The organism is Streptomyces sp. MMG1533, from assembly GCF_001279775.1.
GTDB lineage: Bacteria > Actinomycetota > Actinomycetes > Streptomycetales > Streptomycetaceae > Streptomyces.
The window spans coordinates 34,428-51,008 of sequence record NZ_LGDG01000214.1 but is presented as its reverse complement, the minus strand read 5'-3'; the positions used below and the strand labels follow the sequence as shown (position 1 = coordinate 51,008).

Annotated in this window: 15 protein-coding genes and 1 pseudogene; 13 read left to right on the top strand and 3 right to left on the bottom strand. The window is 71.8% G+C overall.

The genetic code is table 11. The annotated features are described in order from the left end of the window. The first annotated feature begins 3 nt into the window (after positions 1 to 3). From ADK57_RS22445 to ADK57_RS22405, 9 genes are all read left to right on the top strand, one after another. On the top strand, positions 4 to 807 hold the full coding sequence (locus ADK57_RS22445; protein ID WP_053751306.1) for an MlaE family ABC transporter permease: 804 nt from the start codon (positions 4 to 6) through the stop codon (positions 805 to 807). 14 nt (positions 808 to 821) lie between these two features. Then, complete coding sequence (locus tag ADK57_RS22440) at positions 822 to 2,087, top strand: MCE family protein (RefSeq protein ID WP_053751305.1); 1,266 nt, start codon at positions 822 to 824, stop codon at positions 2,085 to 2,087. Next, complete coding sequence (locus tag ADK57_RS22435) at positions 2,084 to 3,121, top strand: MCE family protein (RefSeq protein WP_053751304.1); 1,038 nt, start codon at positions 2,084 to 2,086, stop codon at positions 3,119 to 3,121. Before ADK57_RS22440 ends, ADK57_RS22435 begins: the two co-directional genes overlap by 4 nt. Positions 3,122 to 3,300: 179 nt before the next feature. Beyond that, on the top strand, positions 3,301 to 4,278 hold the full coding sequence (locus ADK57_RS22430) for an MCE family protein (protein WP_053751352.1): 978 nt from the start codon (positions 3,301 to 3,303) through the stop codon (positions 4,276 to 4,278). Then, a complete protein-coding gene (locus ADK57_RS22425; protein WP_199830654.1) occupies positions 4,278 to 5,408 on the top strand; it encodes an MCE family protein in 1,131 nt (376 codons plus the stop codon). The genes ADK57_RS22430 and ADK57_RS22425 overlap by 1 nt, the downstream gene beginning before the upstream one ends. Next, complete coding sequence (locus ADK57_RS22420) at positions 5,405 to 6,694, top strand: MCE family protein (protein ID WP_053751303.1); 1,290 nt, start codon at positions 5,405 to 5,407, stop codon at positions 6,692 to 6,694. Before ADK57_RS22425 ends, ADK57_RS22420 begins: the two co-directional genes overlap by 4 nt. Beyond that, positions 6,691 to 7,968 (top strand): MCE family protein, encoded by a 1,278-nt coding sequence (locus tag ADK57_RS22415; RefSeq protein WP_053751302.1) that lies wholly within the window; start codon positions 6,691 to 6,693, stop codon positions 7,966 to 7,968. The genes ADK57_RS22420 and ADK57_RS22415 overlap by 4 nt, the downstream gene beginning before the upstream one ends. After that, positions 7,941 to 8,591, top strand: a complete 651-nt coding sequence (locus ADK57_RS22410) for a hypothetical protein (protein ID WP_234390365.1) — start codon at positions 7,941 to 7,943, stop codon at positions 8,589 to 8,591. The genes ADK57_RS22415 and ADK57_RS22410 overlap by 28 nt, the downstream gene beginning before the upstream one ends. 49 nt (positions 8,592 to 8,640) lie before the next feature. Further along, the gene (locus tag ADK57_RS22405; RefSeq protein ID WP_053751301.1) at positions 8,641 to 9,441 is read left to right on the top strand and encodes a hypothetical protein; all 801 of its coding nucleotides are present in this window, start codon (positions 8,641 to 8,643) and stop codon (positions 9,439 to 9,441) included. 180 nt (positions 9,442 to 9,621) lie between these two features. Here ADK57_RS22405 and ADK57_RS22400 read toward each other — a convergent pair whose 3' ends face one another. Then, positions 9,622 to 10,299 (bottom strand): uracil-DNA glycosylase, encoded by a 678-nt coding sequence (locus ADK57_RS22400; protein WP_053751300.1) that lies wholly within the window; start codon positions 10,297 to 10,299, stop codon positions 9,622 to 9,624. Positions 10,300 to 10,531: 232 nt separating this feature from the next. Here ADK57_RS22400 and ADK57_RS22395 point away from each other — a divergent pair. The 3 genes and pseudogenes from ADK57_RS22395 to ADK57_RS22385 all read left to right on the top strand — a co-directional run. Continuing rightward, positions 10,532 to 10,996 (top strand): annotated as a pseudogene (locus ADK57_RS22395) (uracil-DNA glycosylase); the annotation flags it as partial. Next, complete coding sequence (locus tag ADK57_RS22390) at positions 10,993 to 11,973, top strand: N-acetylglucosamine kinase (protein WP_053751299.1); 981 nt, start codon at positions 10,993 to 10,995, stop codon at positions 11,971 to 11,973. The pseudogene ADK57_RS22395 and the gene ADK57_RS22390, both read left to right, overlap by 4 nt. Before the next feature lie 182 nt (positions 11,974 to 12,155). Next, entirely contained in the window at positions 12,156 to 13,079 is a 924-nt protein-coding gene (locus tag ADK57_RS22385; protein WP_107091619.1) for a sirohydrochlorin chelatase, read from the top strand. A gap of 117 nt (positions 13,080 to 13,196) precedes the next feature. Here ADK57_RS22385 and ADK57_RS22380 read toward each other — a convergent pair whose 3' ends face one another. Then, complete coding sequence (locus tag ADK57_RS22380; RefSeq protein ID WP_053751297.1) at positions 13,197 to 14,231, bottom strand: lactonase family protein; 1,035 nt, start codon at positions 14,229 to 14,231, stop codon at positions 13,197 to 13,199. A 147-nt stretch (positions 14,232 to 14,378) separates the two neighbouring features. Further along, positions 14,379 to 15,890 carry an FUSC family protein gene (locus tag ADK57_RS22375; RefSeq protein WP_053751296.1) on the bottom strand — a complete coding sequence of 504 codons (1,512 nt, stop codon included), beginning with the start codon at positions 15,888 to 15,890 and terminating at the stop codon, positions 14,379 to 14,381. A 196-nt stretch (positions 15,891 to 16,086) separates the two neighbouring features. Between ADK57_RS22375 and ADK57_RS22370 the strand changes: the two genes are divergently transcribed. Continuing rightward, positions 16,087 to 16,578 (top strand): Lrp/AsnC family transcriptional regulator, encoded by a 492-nt coding sequence (locus tag ADK57_RS22370; RefSeq protein ID WP_053751295.1) that lies wholly within the window; start codon positions 16,087 to 16,089, stop codon positions 16,576 to 16,578. Positions 16,579 to 16,581: the final 3 nt, after the last annotated feature.

Below are 16,581 nucleotides of genomic sequence, written 5' to 3'. Positions count from 1 at the left end.
GGCATGGCGCTGTTGCATCGCCTGGAGCAGCTGGGTTCCCAGCTCTCCTTCTACGGCCGCTCGTTGGCGTGGACCGGCCGTACCCTGCGCCGCTACAAGAAGGAGGTACTGCGGCTGCTCGCCGAGGTGAGTTTCGGCCGTGGCGCGCTCGCGGTGGTGGGCGGCACGGTCGGCGTCATCGCCTTCCTCTCCTTCTTCACCGGCACCGAGGTGGGACTCCAGGGCTACGCGGCCCTCAACCAGCTCGGTACCTCCAACTTCGTGGCCTTCCTCTCGGCGTACTTCAACACCCGTGAGATCGCCCCGCTGGTGGCCGGACTCGCGCTGTCCGCGACCGTCGGAGCCGGGTTCACCGCGCAGCTCGGCGCGATGCGGATCAGTGAGGAGACGGACGCCCTCGAGGTGATGGGCGTGCCCTCGCTGCCGTTCCTGGTGACGACGAGGATGATCGCCGGCTTCGTCGCCGTCATCCCGCTGTACGTGATCGGGCTGCTCTCCTCGTATCTCGCCGCCCGCACCATCACCACCGGCTACTACGGACAGTCGACGGGCACGTACGACCACTACTTCCAGCAGTACCTGCCACCCGTCGACGTGCTGTGGTCCTTCGGCAAGGTGATCGTCTTCGCCGTCCTGATCATCCTGGTGCACTGCTACTACGGCTACTACGCGAGCGGCGGACCGGCGGGGGTCGGTGTGGCGGTGGGCCGCGCGGTGCGGACGTCGATCGTCGCCATCAACGTCCTGGACTTCTTCCTGAGCCTCGCGATCTGGGGCGCCAACACGACCGTACGGATCGCGGGGTGAGCGGGGTGAGTGGGATGAGTGGGGTGAGCCGAGTGAGACTGCGGCTTTACGGAATCGCTTTCGTCGTCGTGCTGGCACTGTTGCTGTCACTCGCCGTCGCCGTCTACCAGCAGGCGTTCACCTCCGTCGTACGGATCACCCTGGAGGCCGACAGCCTGGGCAGCCAGCTGGATCCGCGGGCCGACGTGAAGCTGCGCGGACTGCTGGTCGGTGAGGTGCGGGCGGTGCACTCGGACGGTGCGAAGGCCACCCTCGACATCGCGCTCAAGCCGGAGCACGTGCGCTTCATCCCGGCCGACGTGCACGCGCGGCTGCTGCCCAAGACGCTGTTCGGCGAGAAGTACGTCGACCTCGTGGCACCCGCCCGCACCGCGCGGTCATCGGCTCGGCCCATCCGCGCCGGGGACGTCATCACCCAGGACCGCACGACGGTCGGCATCGAGCTGCAGCAGCTGATGAACGACCTGCTGCCGCTGTTGCGCACCGTCGAGCCCGGTGAACTCAACGCCACCCTCTCGGCGTTCGCCACCGCGCTGGAGGGCCGCGGCGACCGGATCGGCGACAACCTCACCCGGGTCGAGGGCTATCTGCGCCGCCTCAACCCTCATCTGCCGTCCCTGAAAGAGGACATCTCACGGTTCGCCGACGTCGCCGAGGTCTACGGCGACGCCGCGCCCGACCTGATGAGGATCCTGCACAACACGGTCACCACCAGCCGCACCCTCGTCGAGAAGAAGGACCAGCTGTCCGCCGCGCTCCGCACGACCGCGACCGTCGCCGGCACCGCGGACGGCTACCTCGACGACAACGGCGACCGGCTGATCACCCTCGGCCGGGTCTCCCGTCCCACCCTGGAGCTGTTCGCCCGCTACTCCCCCGAGTACCCGTGCCTCCTCGAAGGACTGGTCCGGCAGGAGGCGGCGGCCGAGGAGGCGTTCCGGGGCGGCGAGATGCGCATCACCCTCGAGGCCGTCCGCCCGCGGCCCGCGTACGAGCCCGGCGAGGAACCGAGCTACGGCGAGCGGTCGGGCCCGAACTGCCGGGGCCTGCCCGGGCCTGCGGTGCCTGCGCCGCACACGAAGCTCAACGACGGTACGTCGTCGGGGAGTCCGGGTGGCGCGTTGCCCGGGAATGCCGATGTGTCCGCCACCAGGGCCGAGCAGCGGGCCGTCGGCTCGCTCGTGGCCCCCGTCATGGGAGTGCCCGCCGATGAGGTGCCGCCCGTCGCGACCCTGTTGTTCGGCCCGCTGGCGAGGGGAACGGCGGTGAGCAACGCATGAGGGCGACAGGAGCCCGGCAGACCGTGGCACCGCTGGTCAAGTTCTCTCTCTTCGCTCTGGTGACGGTCCTGGCGACGGCGCTGCTCGCCGCCACCATCGTCAACGTGTCCTTCGAGCCGAAGCACACCTACCGGGCGGTCTTCAGTGACGTCACCGGCCTGGAGGAGGGCGACGACATCCGGGTGGCCGGAGTACGGGTCGGCGAGGTCGAGGGCATCCGGATCAAGGACCGGATTCTGGCCGAGGTCAGTTTCACCGTCACCGCGAACCGACCGCTGCTGACCAGCACCGGCGCGGTCGTCCGCTACCGGAACCTGCTCGGGCAGCGGTACGTCGCGCTGACCGAGGGGGCGGGCGACGGCACCCGGCTGCGGCCCGGCGGCACCATCCCGCTGTCCAGGACCCAGCCCGCGCTGGACCTCAACGCGCTGCTGAACGGCTTCAAGCCGCTGTTCGCCGCGCTCAGCCCAGGCGACGTCAACCAGCTCGCCACCGAGATCATCCGGACCCTGCAGGGCGAGGGCGGCACGGTGAACAGCCTGCTCGCGCACACGGCGTCGCTCACCACGACACTGGCCGACCGCGACGAGCTGATCGGCTCCGTGATCGACAACCTCAACTCCGTGCTGGAGACGCTCGACAAGCGCGGCACCCGGTTCTCCGGGCTGCTCAAGCAGCTGCGGCGGGTGGTCTCGGGGCTGTCCGCCGACCGCAAGCCCATCGGGGAGTCCCTGGAAGGCATCGGCGACCTCACCGGGGCCACCTCGGGGCTGCTGGAGGACGCCCGGCCACCGCTGAAGGACGACATCGCCGAGCTCGCCGAGCTCACCGGAACCCTGAACAGGAACGAGGACACCGTGGAGGGCGTGCTGAAGCGGCTGCCGAACAAGCTCGACGAGCTGACCGGAACGGCCTCCTACGGCTCGTGGTTCAACTTCTACCTCTGCGACTTCGACGGCCGGATCGTGCTGCCGAAGACGAAGCAGGTGGTCACTCCCGAGCTGCACGTGGCACGGGCGAGGTGCGGCTCATGAGGAAACGCGTCCGGGGGCCCCGCCCGCAGCCGCTGGTCAAGGTCCGCGTCGACCCGCCGAAGCTCCCGAAGATACGGCTCCTGCCGCGCCGGGCACCCCGTCCGCGCCGGCCGGAACCGCTGATGAAGGTGCGGATCGAGCCGCCCAGGCTGCCCCGCGTACGCGTCCGCCGCCCGCGCCTGATCCCGTTCCGGGAGCGCAACCCCGTGACGATCGGCGCCGTCGGCCTCACCACCCTCGCACTGCTGGCCGTCGCCGCGTTCAACGCCGACAGTCTCCCGCTGATCGGCGGCGGCCAGACGTACAGCGCGGCCTTCTCCGAGGCGGGCGGCCTCAAGCCGGGCGACGAGGTGCGGATCGCCGGGGTGAAGGTCGGCAAGGTCGAGGAGGTCGACCTGGACGGCGCTCACGTCAAGGTGACGTTCAAGGTCAAGGACGACCCGGAGTTCGGCACCTCGACCGGCGCGTCGATCCGGGTCAAGACGATCCTCGGCGCGAAGTACCTGGCACTGCACCCGAAGGGACCCGGGCAGTTCCGGCCGGGCGGCGAGATCCCGCTGAGCCGGACGGTGTCGGCGTACGACGTCGTCGAGGCCTTCAGCGACCTGACGACCACGACGGAGGAGGTCGACACCGAGCAGCTCGCGAAGGCGCTGGACACGATCTCCACCGCCTTCCAGGACTCGCCCGAAGAGGTGCGGGCGTCCGTCAAGGGACTGTCACGGATCTCCCGGACGGTCGCGTCACGCGACAAGGCGCTGCGCGGCCTCCTCGACCACGCGCACGGGGTCACCGGCGTGCTGGCCGAGCACACCGAGGACTTCTCCGCGCTGGTCGAGGACGGCGACAAGCTGTTCCAGGAGATCAGCAAACGGCGCACCGCGATCCACCGGCTGCTCAAGAACTCCGTGGCGTTGGGCATCCAGCTGTCCGGCCTGGTCGAGGACAACCGCGAGCAGATCGGGCCCGCGCTCACGAACCTCAACACGTTCGTGAAGATGCTCGAACGCAACCAGGCGAGCCTCGACCGCAGCGTGAAGCTGCTCGCCCCCTACGTCCGGGTCTTCACCAACACGCTCGGCAACGGCCGCTGGTTCGACGGCTACATCCAGAACATGGTGGCGGCTCCCGTGGTGCCGCGGACGGGGGGTTCGTGATGATCGGCCGGCTGAGGAGCAGGCGTCTGGCCCTGCTCACCGCGCTCGCGGTCGTCGCCGCGCTCGCCCTCGTCCTGTGGCCGCGCCCGGAAAAGACGCGTGTCACCGCGTACTTCCCCCGCACGGTCGGCATCTACCCAGGCTCGGACATACGCGTCCTGGGCGTCCGGATCGGCGAGGTCACCGAGATCGCACCGGAGGGCGGCCGGGTACGCGTGGAACTGGAGTACGACGAGGGCCGCGAGGTACCGGCGGACGCGAAGGCCGCGATCATCAACTCCTCGGTGGTCAGCGACCGTTACGTGCAGCTGCTGCCGGTGTACCGCAAGGGCCCGGTGCTGCGGGACGGCGACGTGATTCCCGAGTCGCGGACGGCCGTACCGGTCGAGCTGGACAGGATCTTCGACAGTCTGCACACGACCGCCGAGGCGCTCGGCCCGCAGGGCGCGAACAAGGACGGCTCCCTGTCCCGACTGCTCGGCGTGAGCGCCGACAACCTGGAAGGCCAGGGCGAGAACCTCCACCAGACGGTCGAGGACCTCTCCCAGGCGGTCACCACACTGTCCGACGGCCGGGGCGACCTGTTCGGCACCGTACGGAACCTGCAGGTGTTCACGGCCGCGCTGGCGGCGGACGACAAGGGCGTGCGCTCGTTCAACAGCAGCCTCGCGACGGTGGCGGAGCAACTCGCCGGGGAGCGGGAGGACCTCGCGGCGGCGCTGAAGCACCTGGGCACCGCCCTGCGTGACGTGTCCGCCTTCGTGAGGAAGAACAGGACGTCGCTGGCCTCGAACGTCGAGGGCCTCAGCAAGGTCACGAAGGTGCTCGTCACCCAACGAGCCGCACTGGAGGAGCTGTTGGAGGTCGCACCCACCGGGCTGTCCAACCTGCAGAACGCCTACAACCCGGCGGCGGGCACCCTCGACACCCGCAACAACCCCGACCACCCGCAGGACCCGGCCGCGCTGCTGTGCTCCCTGCTGAAGACCACCGGGGACGAGGGCGGCGAGAACCCCGACTGCGCGGAGCTGGAGAAACTCTTCGGCTCCCTGCCCGAGGTACCCGCGGCTGCGCCGGTGACCGGCACGGTCGACCGGAGTCTCGGCGGAATTCTGGAGGCCGGCGCATGAGCGGAGCACACACGGCCCGGGCGGTCACGTGGACGGCCGCGGGTTCGTTGCTGCTGTCGGGCTGCGGGTTCAACGGCTGGTACGACGTCCAGCTTCCCGGCGGCGCCGCCGCGGACGGCCACGCCTACCGGGTCACCGTCGAGTTCCGGGACGTACTGGACCTGGTGCCGCAGTCGGCGGTGAAGGTCGACAACGTCACCGTGGGCGCAGTCGAGAAGGTGGAGCTGGACGGCTGGCACGCCCGGGTGCGGCTACGGGTCGCCGACTCGGTGAAGCTGCCCGGCAACGCGGTAGCCGAGCTGCGGCAGACCAGCGTGCTCGGCGAGAAGTACGTGGCGCTGTCCGCGCCGGGCGATGGGGAACCTGTGGGGCGGCTGCGTGACGGCGACCGCATCCCGCTGTCCCGCAGCGGCCGGAACCCGGAGATCGAGGAGGTGCTGTCCGCCCTGTCCGCACTTCTCAACGGTGGCGGGGTCGCCCAGCTCAAGACGATCACCGTCGAGCTGAACAAGGCCCTTGAAGGCCGTGAGAACCGGGCCAGATCCCTGCTGGAGGAACTCGACACGTTCCTCGGCGGCCTGGACGACCAGCGCGCCGACATCGTCCGCGCCCTCGCGGGAATCGACCGGCTGGCGAAGCGGCTCCGCACGGAACGGAAGACGATCGCCACGGCCGTCGAGACGCTGCCGCCCGCGCTGAAGGTCCTCGCCGACCAGCGGCGCGACCTGACGAAGATGCTCACCGCCCTGTCCGAGCTCGGCAAGACCGGCACCAGGGTCGTGAACGCCTCACGCAGCGACACGGTCGCGAACCTCAAGCGGCTGAAGCCGATCCTGCGGCAGCTGAACAAGGCGGGCGACGACCTGCCCAACTCCCTGGAACTGCTGACCACCTACCCGTTCCCGCGCAACGCGGTCGACGCCGTCGAGGGCGACTACGTCAACCTCAAGGTGACCGCCGACCTCGACCTGTCCGGCGTCTACGGCAACCTCACCGACGAGCCCGGCGGTTCCGGCGACCCGGGCGGAGACGACGGCGACAACGCCGTACCGGACACCCCGGGCCTCCCCGACCTGCCGGACGTCCCCGGGGTTCCGACGCCGACCGCGCTCCCGGACTCCCCGGACCTGCCGGACACGCCCACCGGTCCGTCGGCGCCCTCGGACGACGACCTGCTGTGCCCGCCGGTCTGCACGGCCGCCTACGGCGCCGCTGGTTCCCGGCGCCTCCCCGCGGGGATCGACCTCGCGCTCGCGGAGCTCATGCTGAAGGGGATGCAACCGTGATCACACGTACGGTCAAGGCCCAGTTGCTCGCCTTCGCCACCATGACGGCGGTCGGGGTGTCGTACGTCGGCGCCGAGTACACCGGTCTGGTCGATGAGGTCCTCGGCCGCGGCTACACCGTGCGCGCCGACTTCGCCGAGTCCGGGGGGATCTACCCCGGCGCCGAGGTCACCTACCGGGGAGTGCCGGTGGGCCGGGTGGGCGAGCTGCGGTTGTCGGGTGCCGATGGTGTCTCCGTTGCGCTGGAGATCGAGGACGGCGCGCCCCGGGTCCCGGCGGACACCCTCGCCGTCGTGGCGAACCGCTCGGCGGTGGGCGAGCAGTACGTCGACCTGCAACCGCGCCGGTCCGACGGCCCCTATCTGCTGGACGGCAGCACCATCCGGCGCCAGGACACGCGCGTCCCGTTGGCCACCACGGACCTCGTGCTCGGTCTGGACCGGCTGGTCGAATCCGTCGGCAAGGACGATCTGCGCGTCACCGTCGACGAGTTGGGCAAGGCCTTCTCCGGCACCGGGCCGCATCTGAGCCGCCTGGTGGACTCCGGGAACAAGCTGGTGGAGTCGGCCTCCGAGTCCCTCCCCGAGACCGTCGCACTGATCGAGGACTCGCGCAAGGTCCTCAAGACGCAGGCCGACCAGGGCTCGGCGATCAAGTCGTTCTCCCGCGATCTCGCCGCCCTCACCGCCGAGTTGAAGTCGAGCGACGGGGACCTGCGCCGGCTCGTCGGCAACACGGCCCCCGCCGCGCAGGAGGTCGACTCGCTGCTGAGGTCCACCCGGCCGCATCTGCCGATCCTGCTCGCCAACCTCATCAGCGGCGGCCAGGTGACTCTGGCCCGGCTGCCCGGCGTCGAGCAGGCCCTGGTCACCTTCCCGGTGACCGTCGCGGGCAGCTACACCGTCATTCCGGGCGACGGCACCACCCACTTCGGGCTGGTCGTGGGCGCCGACGACCCACCGCCGTGCACACAGGGGTACAACACCCGCCGGCGCGACCCGGCCGACACCAGCACACGCCCCGCCAACACCGACGCCCGCTGCACGGCACCGCGCGGCAGCGACACCTCGGTGCGGGGTGCGCAGAACGCCCCCGGAGCGTCGTCCGGTTCCGGCGCCGTCGACCGGGCCGCGTACGTCACGCCGTACGACCCGGAGACCGGCACCGCCACCGGTCCAAACGGAACGCCCGTCGAGATCGGCTCGACGGGCGGCGAACAAACCGTGTTCGGAAAGGACTCGTGGCAATGGCTGCTCGTCGGACCGATGGCATGAGCGCGGGGTTCCTCGCGGGGACCCGGGAATCCCTCACCCGGGCGGTACGACCGCTGCGACGGTTGCTCGCCGGGCGCGCGGACACACGGCACGACCCGGCCGGGCACGCGGACGCCGGGAGCGGTACGGCGTCGCCGACCGCGGGGCGCCGCAGGGCGTTGTCGGCCGGGCTCGTCGCGGCGACGGCCTTGACGACGGCGCTCGCCATCTGGCTGGGCGTCCAGGTCCACAAGGAGGGTGAGGCGGGGCAGCGCCGCGAGGCGATCCTGGCGGCGGCCCGCCAGTCGGCGCTGAACTTCACCTCCCTCGACTACCGGCACTACGACCGGGACAGCGCGAACGTACTGAAAGGTGCCACCGGTGACTTCAAGGAACAGTTCGCAGCCCAGACCGAGGAGTTGACCGCGCTGGTCGCCGAGAACAAGTCGGTGTCCCAGGGGCAGGTCCTCGAAGCGGGCATCGTACGGTCCGACACGCGTTCGGCCCGGGTCCTGGTGGTCGCCGACAGCAAGGTGACCAACACCGCTGTGCCCGACGGGGAGGCACGGACCTACCGGCTGCAGCTCGACCTCTTGCTGGCGGGCGGCCACTGGCTGACCTCCGACGTCGAGTTCGTCGGATGACGGCGACCGCCCATCGTACGACCAGGCATCAGAGTTGAGGAGACACACCGTGGCAAACCCGACCTCCCGCAGCCGTGGCGCCGGTTCCCCCGCCCGCCGCACGATGACCGCGGCCGCCCGTGCGGCGGCGAAGCGCACGAAGCGCCCGGAGCGCGGTGGGCACGGCACCCGCACGGTCGCCCCGGGCCCGGCCTGGAGCCCGGCGGAAGAGACACCGAAGCCGGCCGAGGAAGAGCACTCCGGGCGGACCGTGCTCATCGAGGCCCCGGAGGGCTGGGACGACCCGCCGGAGCCGTCGCCGGGGTCCGCCGAGGCGGCGCTTGAGGAGTCCCGTCCCGTGCGGCGGTCCTGGCGTAGAGCGCGTGCGGCAGCGCTCTGCCTCGTACTCGTGGCAGCTCTGGTCGCCGTGGCGGTACTCGGGTGGCAGTACCGGGAGGGGCGGCAGGCCGACCGGGCACGCGGGCAGGCACTCACGGCCGCGCGGAAGGCGGCGCCCGTCGTCTTGTCGTACGACTACCGTCACCTGGACCGGGACTTCGCCCGGGCGCGCACCCACCTGACCGGGGACTTCCGCGACGAATACCGGAAGACGACGCGGACAGTGGTCGCTCCGGCTGCCAGGAAGTACCACGGCGTGGTGAAGGCGACGGTGGTGGCGCCCGCGAGCGGCGGCCCTCCTGCGGCCTCCGTCGTGTCGTCCTCGCCGGAGAAGGTCATCGTCCTGCTCTTCGTCAACCAGGTGACCAAGAGCACTCAGGTGACCGGATCCCGCGTGGATCTGAACCGCGTGCGGATGACACTCACGAGGACCTCCAAGGGCTGGAAGGTGAGCGCTGTGGACGCCCTCTGACCAACCCCTGACCCTGCCCCCGCGCAGCTCGCGCGGGGGCATTTTCCTGTGCCCTCGCTCTGCACCCTTCTCGGGGTCGGCTCCCCCACCCTCGAGCGCTCCGAGCTCGACGCCCTGGGGCTGCCCTGTGCCTCGGGTACAGAGGGCCGCCATCCTCCAAGCCACCACACGCACCACGGCTTACGGCAGTCGCCAGTCCACCGGCTGACCCCCTTGCCGCACCAGCAGGTCATTTGCCCGACTGAACGGACGCGAACCAAAAAACCCGCGGTCCGCCGACATCGGCGAGGGATGAGCAGACTCGATCGCCGGAAGATCCCCGAGCAACGGCCGCAGATTTCGGGCGTCGCGGCCCCACAGGATCGACACCAGCGGCTTACCACGCGCGGCAAGCGCCCGGATGGCCTGCTCGGTGACTTCCTCCCACCCCTTGCCCCGGTGCGCCGCGGGACTGCGCGGGGCCGTCGTCAACGCCCTGTTCAGCAACAGCACCCCCTGCTCCGTCCATGGCGTCAGATCCCCGTTGGACGGCCTGGGCAGCCCCAGGTCGGAGTGCATCTCCCGGAAGATGTTCTCCAGACTCCCCGGCAACGAACGCACCTCGGGCGCCACCGCGAAACTCAACCCGATGGCCATACCCGGCGTGGGATAGGGATCCTGACCGACGATCAGGACGCGAACGTCGTCGAAGGGCTGCTGGAAGGCCCGCAGCACATTCGCTCCCGCCGGAAGGTAGGTCCGGCCGGCCGCTATCTCGGCCCGGAGGAAGTCCCCCATCGCGGCGATACGTCCGGCCGCAGGGTCGAGAGCCTTCGCCCAGCCTGCTTCGACAAGTTCATGCAAGGGTCGTGGTGCCACAGCGCGTCACCCTACTGGCACACCCCAGGGTCCCGCACAAACACAGAAGCCCCCACGCACGGACGCCGCCTCGGCGCTACTCTTCCTCCTCGTCGAGGTCATCGAGCCGGTCCAGCAGATCGCTCAGCCGGTCACCGGGAAGGAGGGGAGCCTGTTGCCTCTTGTGATCAAGCCACGCCGCCATGGTCATCGCACCTCGCCGGCCCTTCGTCGCCGAATCCCAGATCTCGGAACTCCCGCACACGCGGTGGGCCTGTCGTTCTCGGTCGCGCCGGACGTGCGTCCGCTGCCCGGCAGCCTGATCAACATCTTCCGTGAGCTGAACACCGACCTGGCGCTGCCGCAGCCCTCCAACGGCGATCTGACGCCGTGGACCCGGCAGGGCGTGCTGCTGCTCAACAGGGCACTCACCACTGCGCCGCGCAGTCCGGGGGCACACCGGGGCAAGGGCTGGGAGGAGGTCACCGAACAGGCGATACGCGCGCCGGCGGCGCGCGGCAAGCCGCTGGTGTCGATCCTGTGGGGCCGCGACGCCCGCAATCTCCGTCCGCTGCTCGGCAATCTGCCGTCGGTGGAGTCCTCCCGTCCCTCGCCGATGTCGGCCGATCGCGGTTTCTTCGGTTCCCGTCCCTTCAGCCGGGCCAACGACCTGCTGGTCGGGCTGGGCGGACAGCCGGTGGACCGGCGCCTGCCGTGAGCGGTGCGGAGGACGGGTTCCTCGCCGTCGACTCCGGCGGCTCCGGCCTCCGCGTCGTCGTCGGTGCCCTCGGCCGCGGTCCGCTCTCCCGCCGGGAGTCCCGGGAGCCGGTACGCACCGGTGACCGGGGCATCGATCCGGGGCACTTCATGGAGCAACTGGTGCCCCTGGTTCGTGCGTCGACCGCCGAGGCGGGTGTCGACGGGCTGGGTACGGCCGTTGTCGGTGCCGCCGGGCTGGCCACGCTGGGCGACGCTCTGCGCGCCGAGCTCCCGGCCGCGCTGGCGCGGGAGTTCGGGATCAGTTCGCTCGCCCTCGTCGCCGACGCCGTCACCGCCTACACCGGCGCCCTCGGTCCGTACCCCGGTGCGGTCGTCGCCGCCGGGACGGGGCTGATCGCGATCGGCACCGACCTCGCGCGCTGGCGGCGCGCGGACGGCTGGGGCCATCTGCTCGGCGACTGCGGCGGTGGCGCCTGGATCGGCCGGGCCGGCCTGGAGGCCGCGCTGCGCGCCCACGACGGGCGGGAGGGCGGATCCGTACGGCTGCTGGCGTGCGCCGAGGAGTTGTTCGGCCCGCTGACGCAGCTGCCCGGCAAGCTGTACCCGCGCCCGGACCGCCCCGCCGTCCTCGCCTCCTTCGCACCCCAAGTGTCCGCGTGCGCCGCCGACGATCCCGTCGCCGCGGGCATCCTGCGTGCGGCGGCCCGGCACATGGCCGACTCCGCGGCCGCCGTCTGCCCGTCCGCGGGCGAGCCCCGAGTCGCCCTCACCGGAGGCCTGTTCAAGATGGGCGACCCCCTTGTCGTACCGCTGGAAGAAGAGCTGGCAAGGCGGCTGCCGCACGCGCGGCGGGTGGCGGCCGAGGGCGATCCGCTGCATGGCGCGGTGTGCATCGCCACCGATCTGGCGGCCGGCTCGCTCACTCTGCCGGGTGACGAGAAGATGCTGTACGTGGTGACCGTGAAGGGTGATTGATCCCGCGGCGCGGCAGGTGTCCGACAAGTACCTCTTCACACCCCGGGACTTGTGCACGCAGCCATGAAAACCGCTGATCACTTCTGATCCGTACGTAACTCATCAGACAAAACCGGACGGATACCGCTCACCTGCACCCTCCCCGAACAGGGGAACCCAAGAAGCCAGTAACATGCGACGCCATGAGCTCCCCCACTGGGCCCGCGTCCGGCCTGCCAGTACGAATGCCGCGACCTCGCCAGCCCGGGCGGCACCGCCGACCCGAGCCGCTGGCGGCTCCCGAGGGCGCGCCCGCGCTCCTGCTCGCGGTGCCGGGCACGCCGGGCATCGCCACGCGCAGTCTCGCCGAGGAGGTCGTGAGCATCGCGCGCTCCGAGCTCCCCGGTCTGGACGCCCGGATCGGGTACCTCGACGGGGACGACGCGGAGTTCCCCACGCTGCAGGCCGTGCTGGTGCACGCCGCCGAGGAGCGTGCCGCCCGCTACGAACAGGCCAAGGCCGCCGGTGTGGACGTCAGGGAGCCGGACGGCCCCGTGGCCGTCGTCGTGCCGCTGCTGGCGGGCCCGGACAGCGCGCTGCTGCGCCGGATCCGCCAGGCCGTGATGGACAGCCGGATCGCGGCCGACCTGACCGATGTGCTGGGCCCGCACCCGCTGCTCGCCGAGGCGCTGCACGTCCGGCTGTCGGAGGCCGGTCTGGCCCGCGCCGACCGCGCCCGCCTGTTCACCGTGGCGACCGCCGCGGACGGCATCATCCTGGCCTCGGTGGGCGGCGAGGAGGCGGTACAGGCGGCCGGGATCACCGGCATGCTGCTCGCCGCGCGCCTGGCCGTGCCGGTGATGGCCGCGGCACTGGACCAGGACGGCTCGATCGCGTCCGTCGCCGATCAGCTCCGCTCCTCGGGCTCGCAGCAGCTGGCGCTGGCGCCGTACCTGATAGGGCCGGAGATCGACCCGGCGCTGGTCGCGGAGGCTGCCAAGGAGGCGGACTGCTCCGCCGCCGAGCCGCTCGGCCCGTACCCGGCCATCGGCAAGCTCGCCCTGGCCAAGTACACGACCGCGCTGGGCATCGCCCCGCCGCAGCCGCAGGGCGCGCCGGTCCGCTGACGCGCACGGCACGTTCGTACGGCGAAGGGCCCGCTCCACGTACAGGGAGCGGGCCCTCGCCATGTCCGGGGCCGGGGGCCGGCCGGGGCCCGGTGGGGCTCCGGCGGCGGCTGCGGCTCAGCCGATGACCACGCAGGACGCCGCGGGGACCTCGACCGAGCCGCCGTGGCGCGGCAGTCCCGTGTCCGGGTCGACGGCGAACCAGGAGACGTCGCCGGAGCGCTCGTTCGCGGCGTACAGGAAACCGCCCGACACGGTGATGTCCCGCGGCCAGTGGCCGCCGCAGGGCACCGTGCCGATCAGCCGCAGTCCGTCCCGCTCGACGGCGAACGTCGACAGGACGTCCTCGCCCCGGGTGGCGGTCCACACGAAGCGGCCGTCGGGCGAGACGGCGATGCCCGACGGGTAGGCGTCGCCGGTCGGGGAACCGGGCAGGACCTGCGCCTCCGCCAGTGGCTTCAGCGTGCCGTCCGTGGCCTCCCAGCGGCACACGGTGACGGTCGGGGTGAGTTCGTTGACGACGTAGGCGTACGAGCCGTCGGGGTGGAAGACGAGGTGGCGCGGCCCCGAGCCGGGCCGCAGGGCGGTCTCCCGGTGCAGTACTGGAGCGCCGTCGGTCAGTGTGCACACGCGCACGGAGTCGGTGCCGAGGTCGACACTGACGGTCCAGCGTCCACTCGGGTCGGGCTGCACCTGGTGCGCGTGCGGCCCCTGCTGGCGGGGCGTGTGCGGGCCCGAGCCGGTGTGCCGGAGCACTCCGGAGGGGGCGCCGGCGAGGGTTCCGTCGGAGCGGACGGGCACGGCGGTGACGCTGCCGGAGCCGTAGTTGGCGGTCAGGACGTGGCGGGCGTGGACGCTGAGGTGGGTGGGGCCGTTCCCGTCGATCGGCACGGGCGGGCCGGCCGGCTCGGGCTTGTCGCCGCTCACGCGGTACGCGGCCACCGCGCCCGCGGCCGTCTCACTGACCGCGTACAGCGTGTCTCCGTCCGGAGCCAGGGCGAGGTACGACGGGTCGGGGAGGCCGTCCAGGCTGCTGAGTACGGTGAGCGCGCCGGTGGACGCGTCCACCTCCGCCGTCACGATCCCCGGACCCCCGGCCGCCGTGAAGGACCCGATGAAGGCCCGCTGTCGCCGCCTGCCGCCGTCTGCCACCGCAGTCCCCTGTCGTCCGGTGCCGTTCGGGGTGACGGTAGCAGCCGATCATGCTAGGTCTAGACCAAAAGGACGGGATTCACCGGACTGCAACAAGGCGGCCGACCGGGACCGCCGGGCCGCGCGGGCAGCGTCCTGACCGGCGGCTCAGGCGCCGACCAGCGGTGAACCCGGCGGCGTCCGCAGGGGCATGGCGAGTTCCGCGAGGGCGCGCTCCAGGCCGTGGAGGTGGGCCAGCGCGGCTTCCGCGGCGGGCGGCCGGGGCGCGGGCACCGTGATGTGCTCGCGGGCGCCCGCGCTGAGCCCGTCGCCGATGAGCGCCTCGACCGCGGCCTCCACGCGCCGGCAGGCGGCGGCGAGGCGGGCGTCGTGCGAGGCCTGAGGGTCGGCGGCGATGGCGACCAGGCCGCGGATCTCGCGGGCGCAGTCGTCGAGCAGGGCCAGCACCCGGCGGGCGCGCCGCTTGCGGCCGAGCATCGGATTGAGCGGGTGCACGAGCGGGGCGACCGACAGCCGTACCCGGCCGAGCAGCTGCTCCAGTTCGGTCACGCGGGACACCGGGTCGACGCTCGGGGAGCCCGCGAGGCGGGCGGCGGCCTCCGCGGTGCACGCGTGGACGCAGCGCAGGGCCCGCCCGATCCAGGCCTCGGTGACGGTGTGGGTGGTGACGGGCAGCACCAGGAGGACCGCCAGTATGGCGCCGAGCGCTCCGATCCCGGTCTCCGCGAGCCGCAGGGCGAGCAGCGCGGGGTCCAGGACGCCCAGGAGGCCGTAGAGGAGCTCCGCGAGGAGTGTCACGCAGAGCATCATCCAGGTGTAGGACACGGCGGCCGAGTAGAAGATGCCGAAGACGCAGGCGGTGAGCAGTACGGCCGTGGGGAGCCCGGCGCCGTTCAGGGGCACGGCGACGAGCAGGCCGAGGCCGATGCCGGCCACCGTGCCGAGGACGCGGCGGAAGCCGCGGACCAGGGTCTCGCCGCGCGAGGTGGTGTTGACGAAGATCCACCAGGTGGCGCCGACGGCCCAGTACCAGCGCTGGCCGGACACCAGCTGGCCCACGACGAGGGCGAAGCCCGCGCCTGCGGTCGCCTGGATCGCCTGGCGGGTGGTCACGCGGGCGAGGCCGGTGCCGCCGGGCGGGGCGGGGACGGGGGCGGGGGGCAGGCGGCGCTCGTAGCACCACAGCCCGAAGCGGACGGCCGCGGCGGTGAGCACGGACAGCAGGACGGCGGCGTACAGCTCGGGCAGCCGGTCGGTGGTGGCGTGCAGGAACTGGGCCACGAAGAAGGTCATGAACGCGAACACGCCGAGGCTGTGTCCGCGCGGGCCCCAGCGTCGCGCGTACACACCCGCGCCGACCACGCCGAGGAAGGTGAGGTCCCGGGCGACGGGGTGGTCCTGCAGTTCGGCCGCGGCGGCGAGCACGGGCAGGCCGACGGCCGGCAGCAGCGCGGTGGTGACGGCCTGGCCGCGGACCGTGGCGTCCGTGACGGTGAACAGGGCCAGCAGCGCGGCGAGTCCGCCGGTGACGGCACCGACGAGCGAGTGCCCGGCGAGCCCGCACAGGACGACCGCCCCTCCGATGCCCAGCACGGCCCGGGTGGCGAAGCGCAGCCGCGCCCGCCCCGGGTCCGGCGCCATGAACACCCTCTTCAGCACTGCTCCCCCGCCCCCTCCGGATTCCGGCATGAGAAAGGCGCCGCGGGATCCGCAGCGCCATCGACGTGTCCATCACAGCATCAAGGCCCCACCTGGCTCAAGTGTTGCCTAGAATGCTGGACCATTGGCACAGACATCACGGTTCCGGCCCGCCCATCGGCGGGCCAACGGACCAGGTACGAGGAGCGCTGACCGCATGGCCGTGGACGAGCTCGACACCCGCATCCTGCGACTGCTGCTGGAGCAGCCCCGCACGAGCGTGCGCGAGTACGCCCGCGTCCTCGGTGTCGCCCGGGGCACGCTCCAGGCCCGCCTCGACCGTCTGGAGCGGGACGGGGTGATCACCGGCACCGGGCCGTCGCTCTCCCCCGCCGCGCTCGGCCACCCGGTGCTCGCGTTCGTGCACATCGAGGTCACCCAGGGCCACCTCGACGACGTGGGTGACGCGCTGGCCGCCGTACCGGAGATCGTCGAGGTCTTCTCGATCACGGGCGGCGGGGATCTGCTGACCCGGGTCGTGGCGCGCGACAACGCTCACCTGGAGGACGTGATCCAGAAGCTGATCAGCCTGCCGGGGGTCGTCCGCACCCGCACCGAGGTGGCCCTGCGCGAGCGCGTCCCGTACCGGCTGCTGCCGCTGGTGGAGTCGATCGGGCGCGCTGCGCGCACAGCACCTTTGAGATCGTGAAGG

Coding starts and splice junctions, on each gene's coding strand:
- ADK57_RS22445 (WP_053751306.1), top strand. CDS start 4: ATGGCGCTGTTGCATCGCCTGGAGCAGCTGGGTTCCCAGCTCTCCTTC.
- ADK57_RS22440 (WP_053751305.1), top strand. CDS start 822: ATGAGTGGGGTGAGCCGAGTGAGACTGCGGCTTTACGGAATCGCTTTC.
- ADK57_RS22435 (WP_053751304.1), top strand. CDS start 2,084: ATGAGGGCGACAGGAGCCCGGCAGACCGTGGCACCGCTGGTCAAGTTC.
- ADK57_RS22425 (WP_199830654.1), top strand. CDS start 4,278: ATGATCGGCCGGCTGAGGAGCAGGCGTCTGGCCCTGCTCACCGCGCTC.
- ADK57_RS22420 (WP_053751303.1), top strand. CDS start 5,405: ATGAGCGGAGCACACACGGCCCGGGCGGTCACGTGGACGGCCGCGGGT.
- ADK57_RS22410 (WP_234390365.1), top strand. CDS start 7,941: ATGGCTGCTCGTCGGACCGATGGCATGAGCGCGGGGTTCCTCGCGGGG.
- ADK57_RS22385 (WP_107091619.1), top strand. CDS start 12,156: ATGAGCTCCCCCACTGGGCCCGCGTCCGGCCTGCCAGTACGAATGCCG.
- ADK57_RS22370 (WP_053751295.1), top strand. CDS start 16,087: ATGGCCGTGGACGAGCTCGACACCCGCATCCTGCGACTGCTGCTGGAG.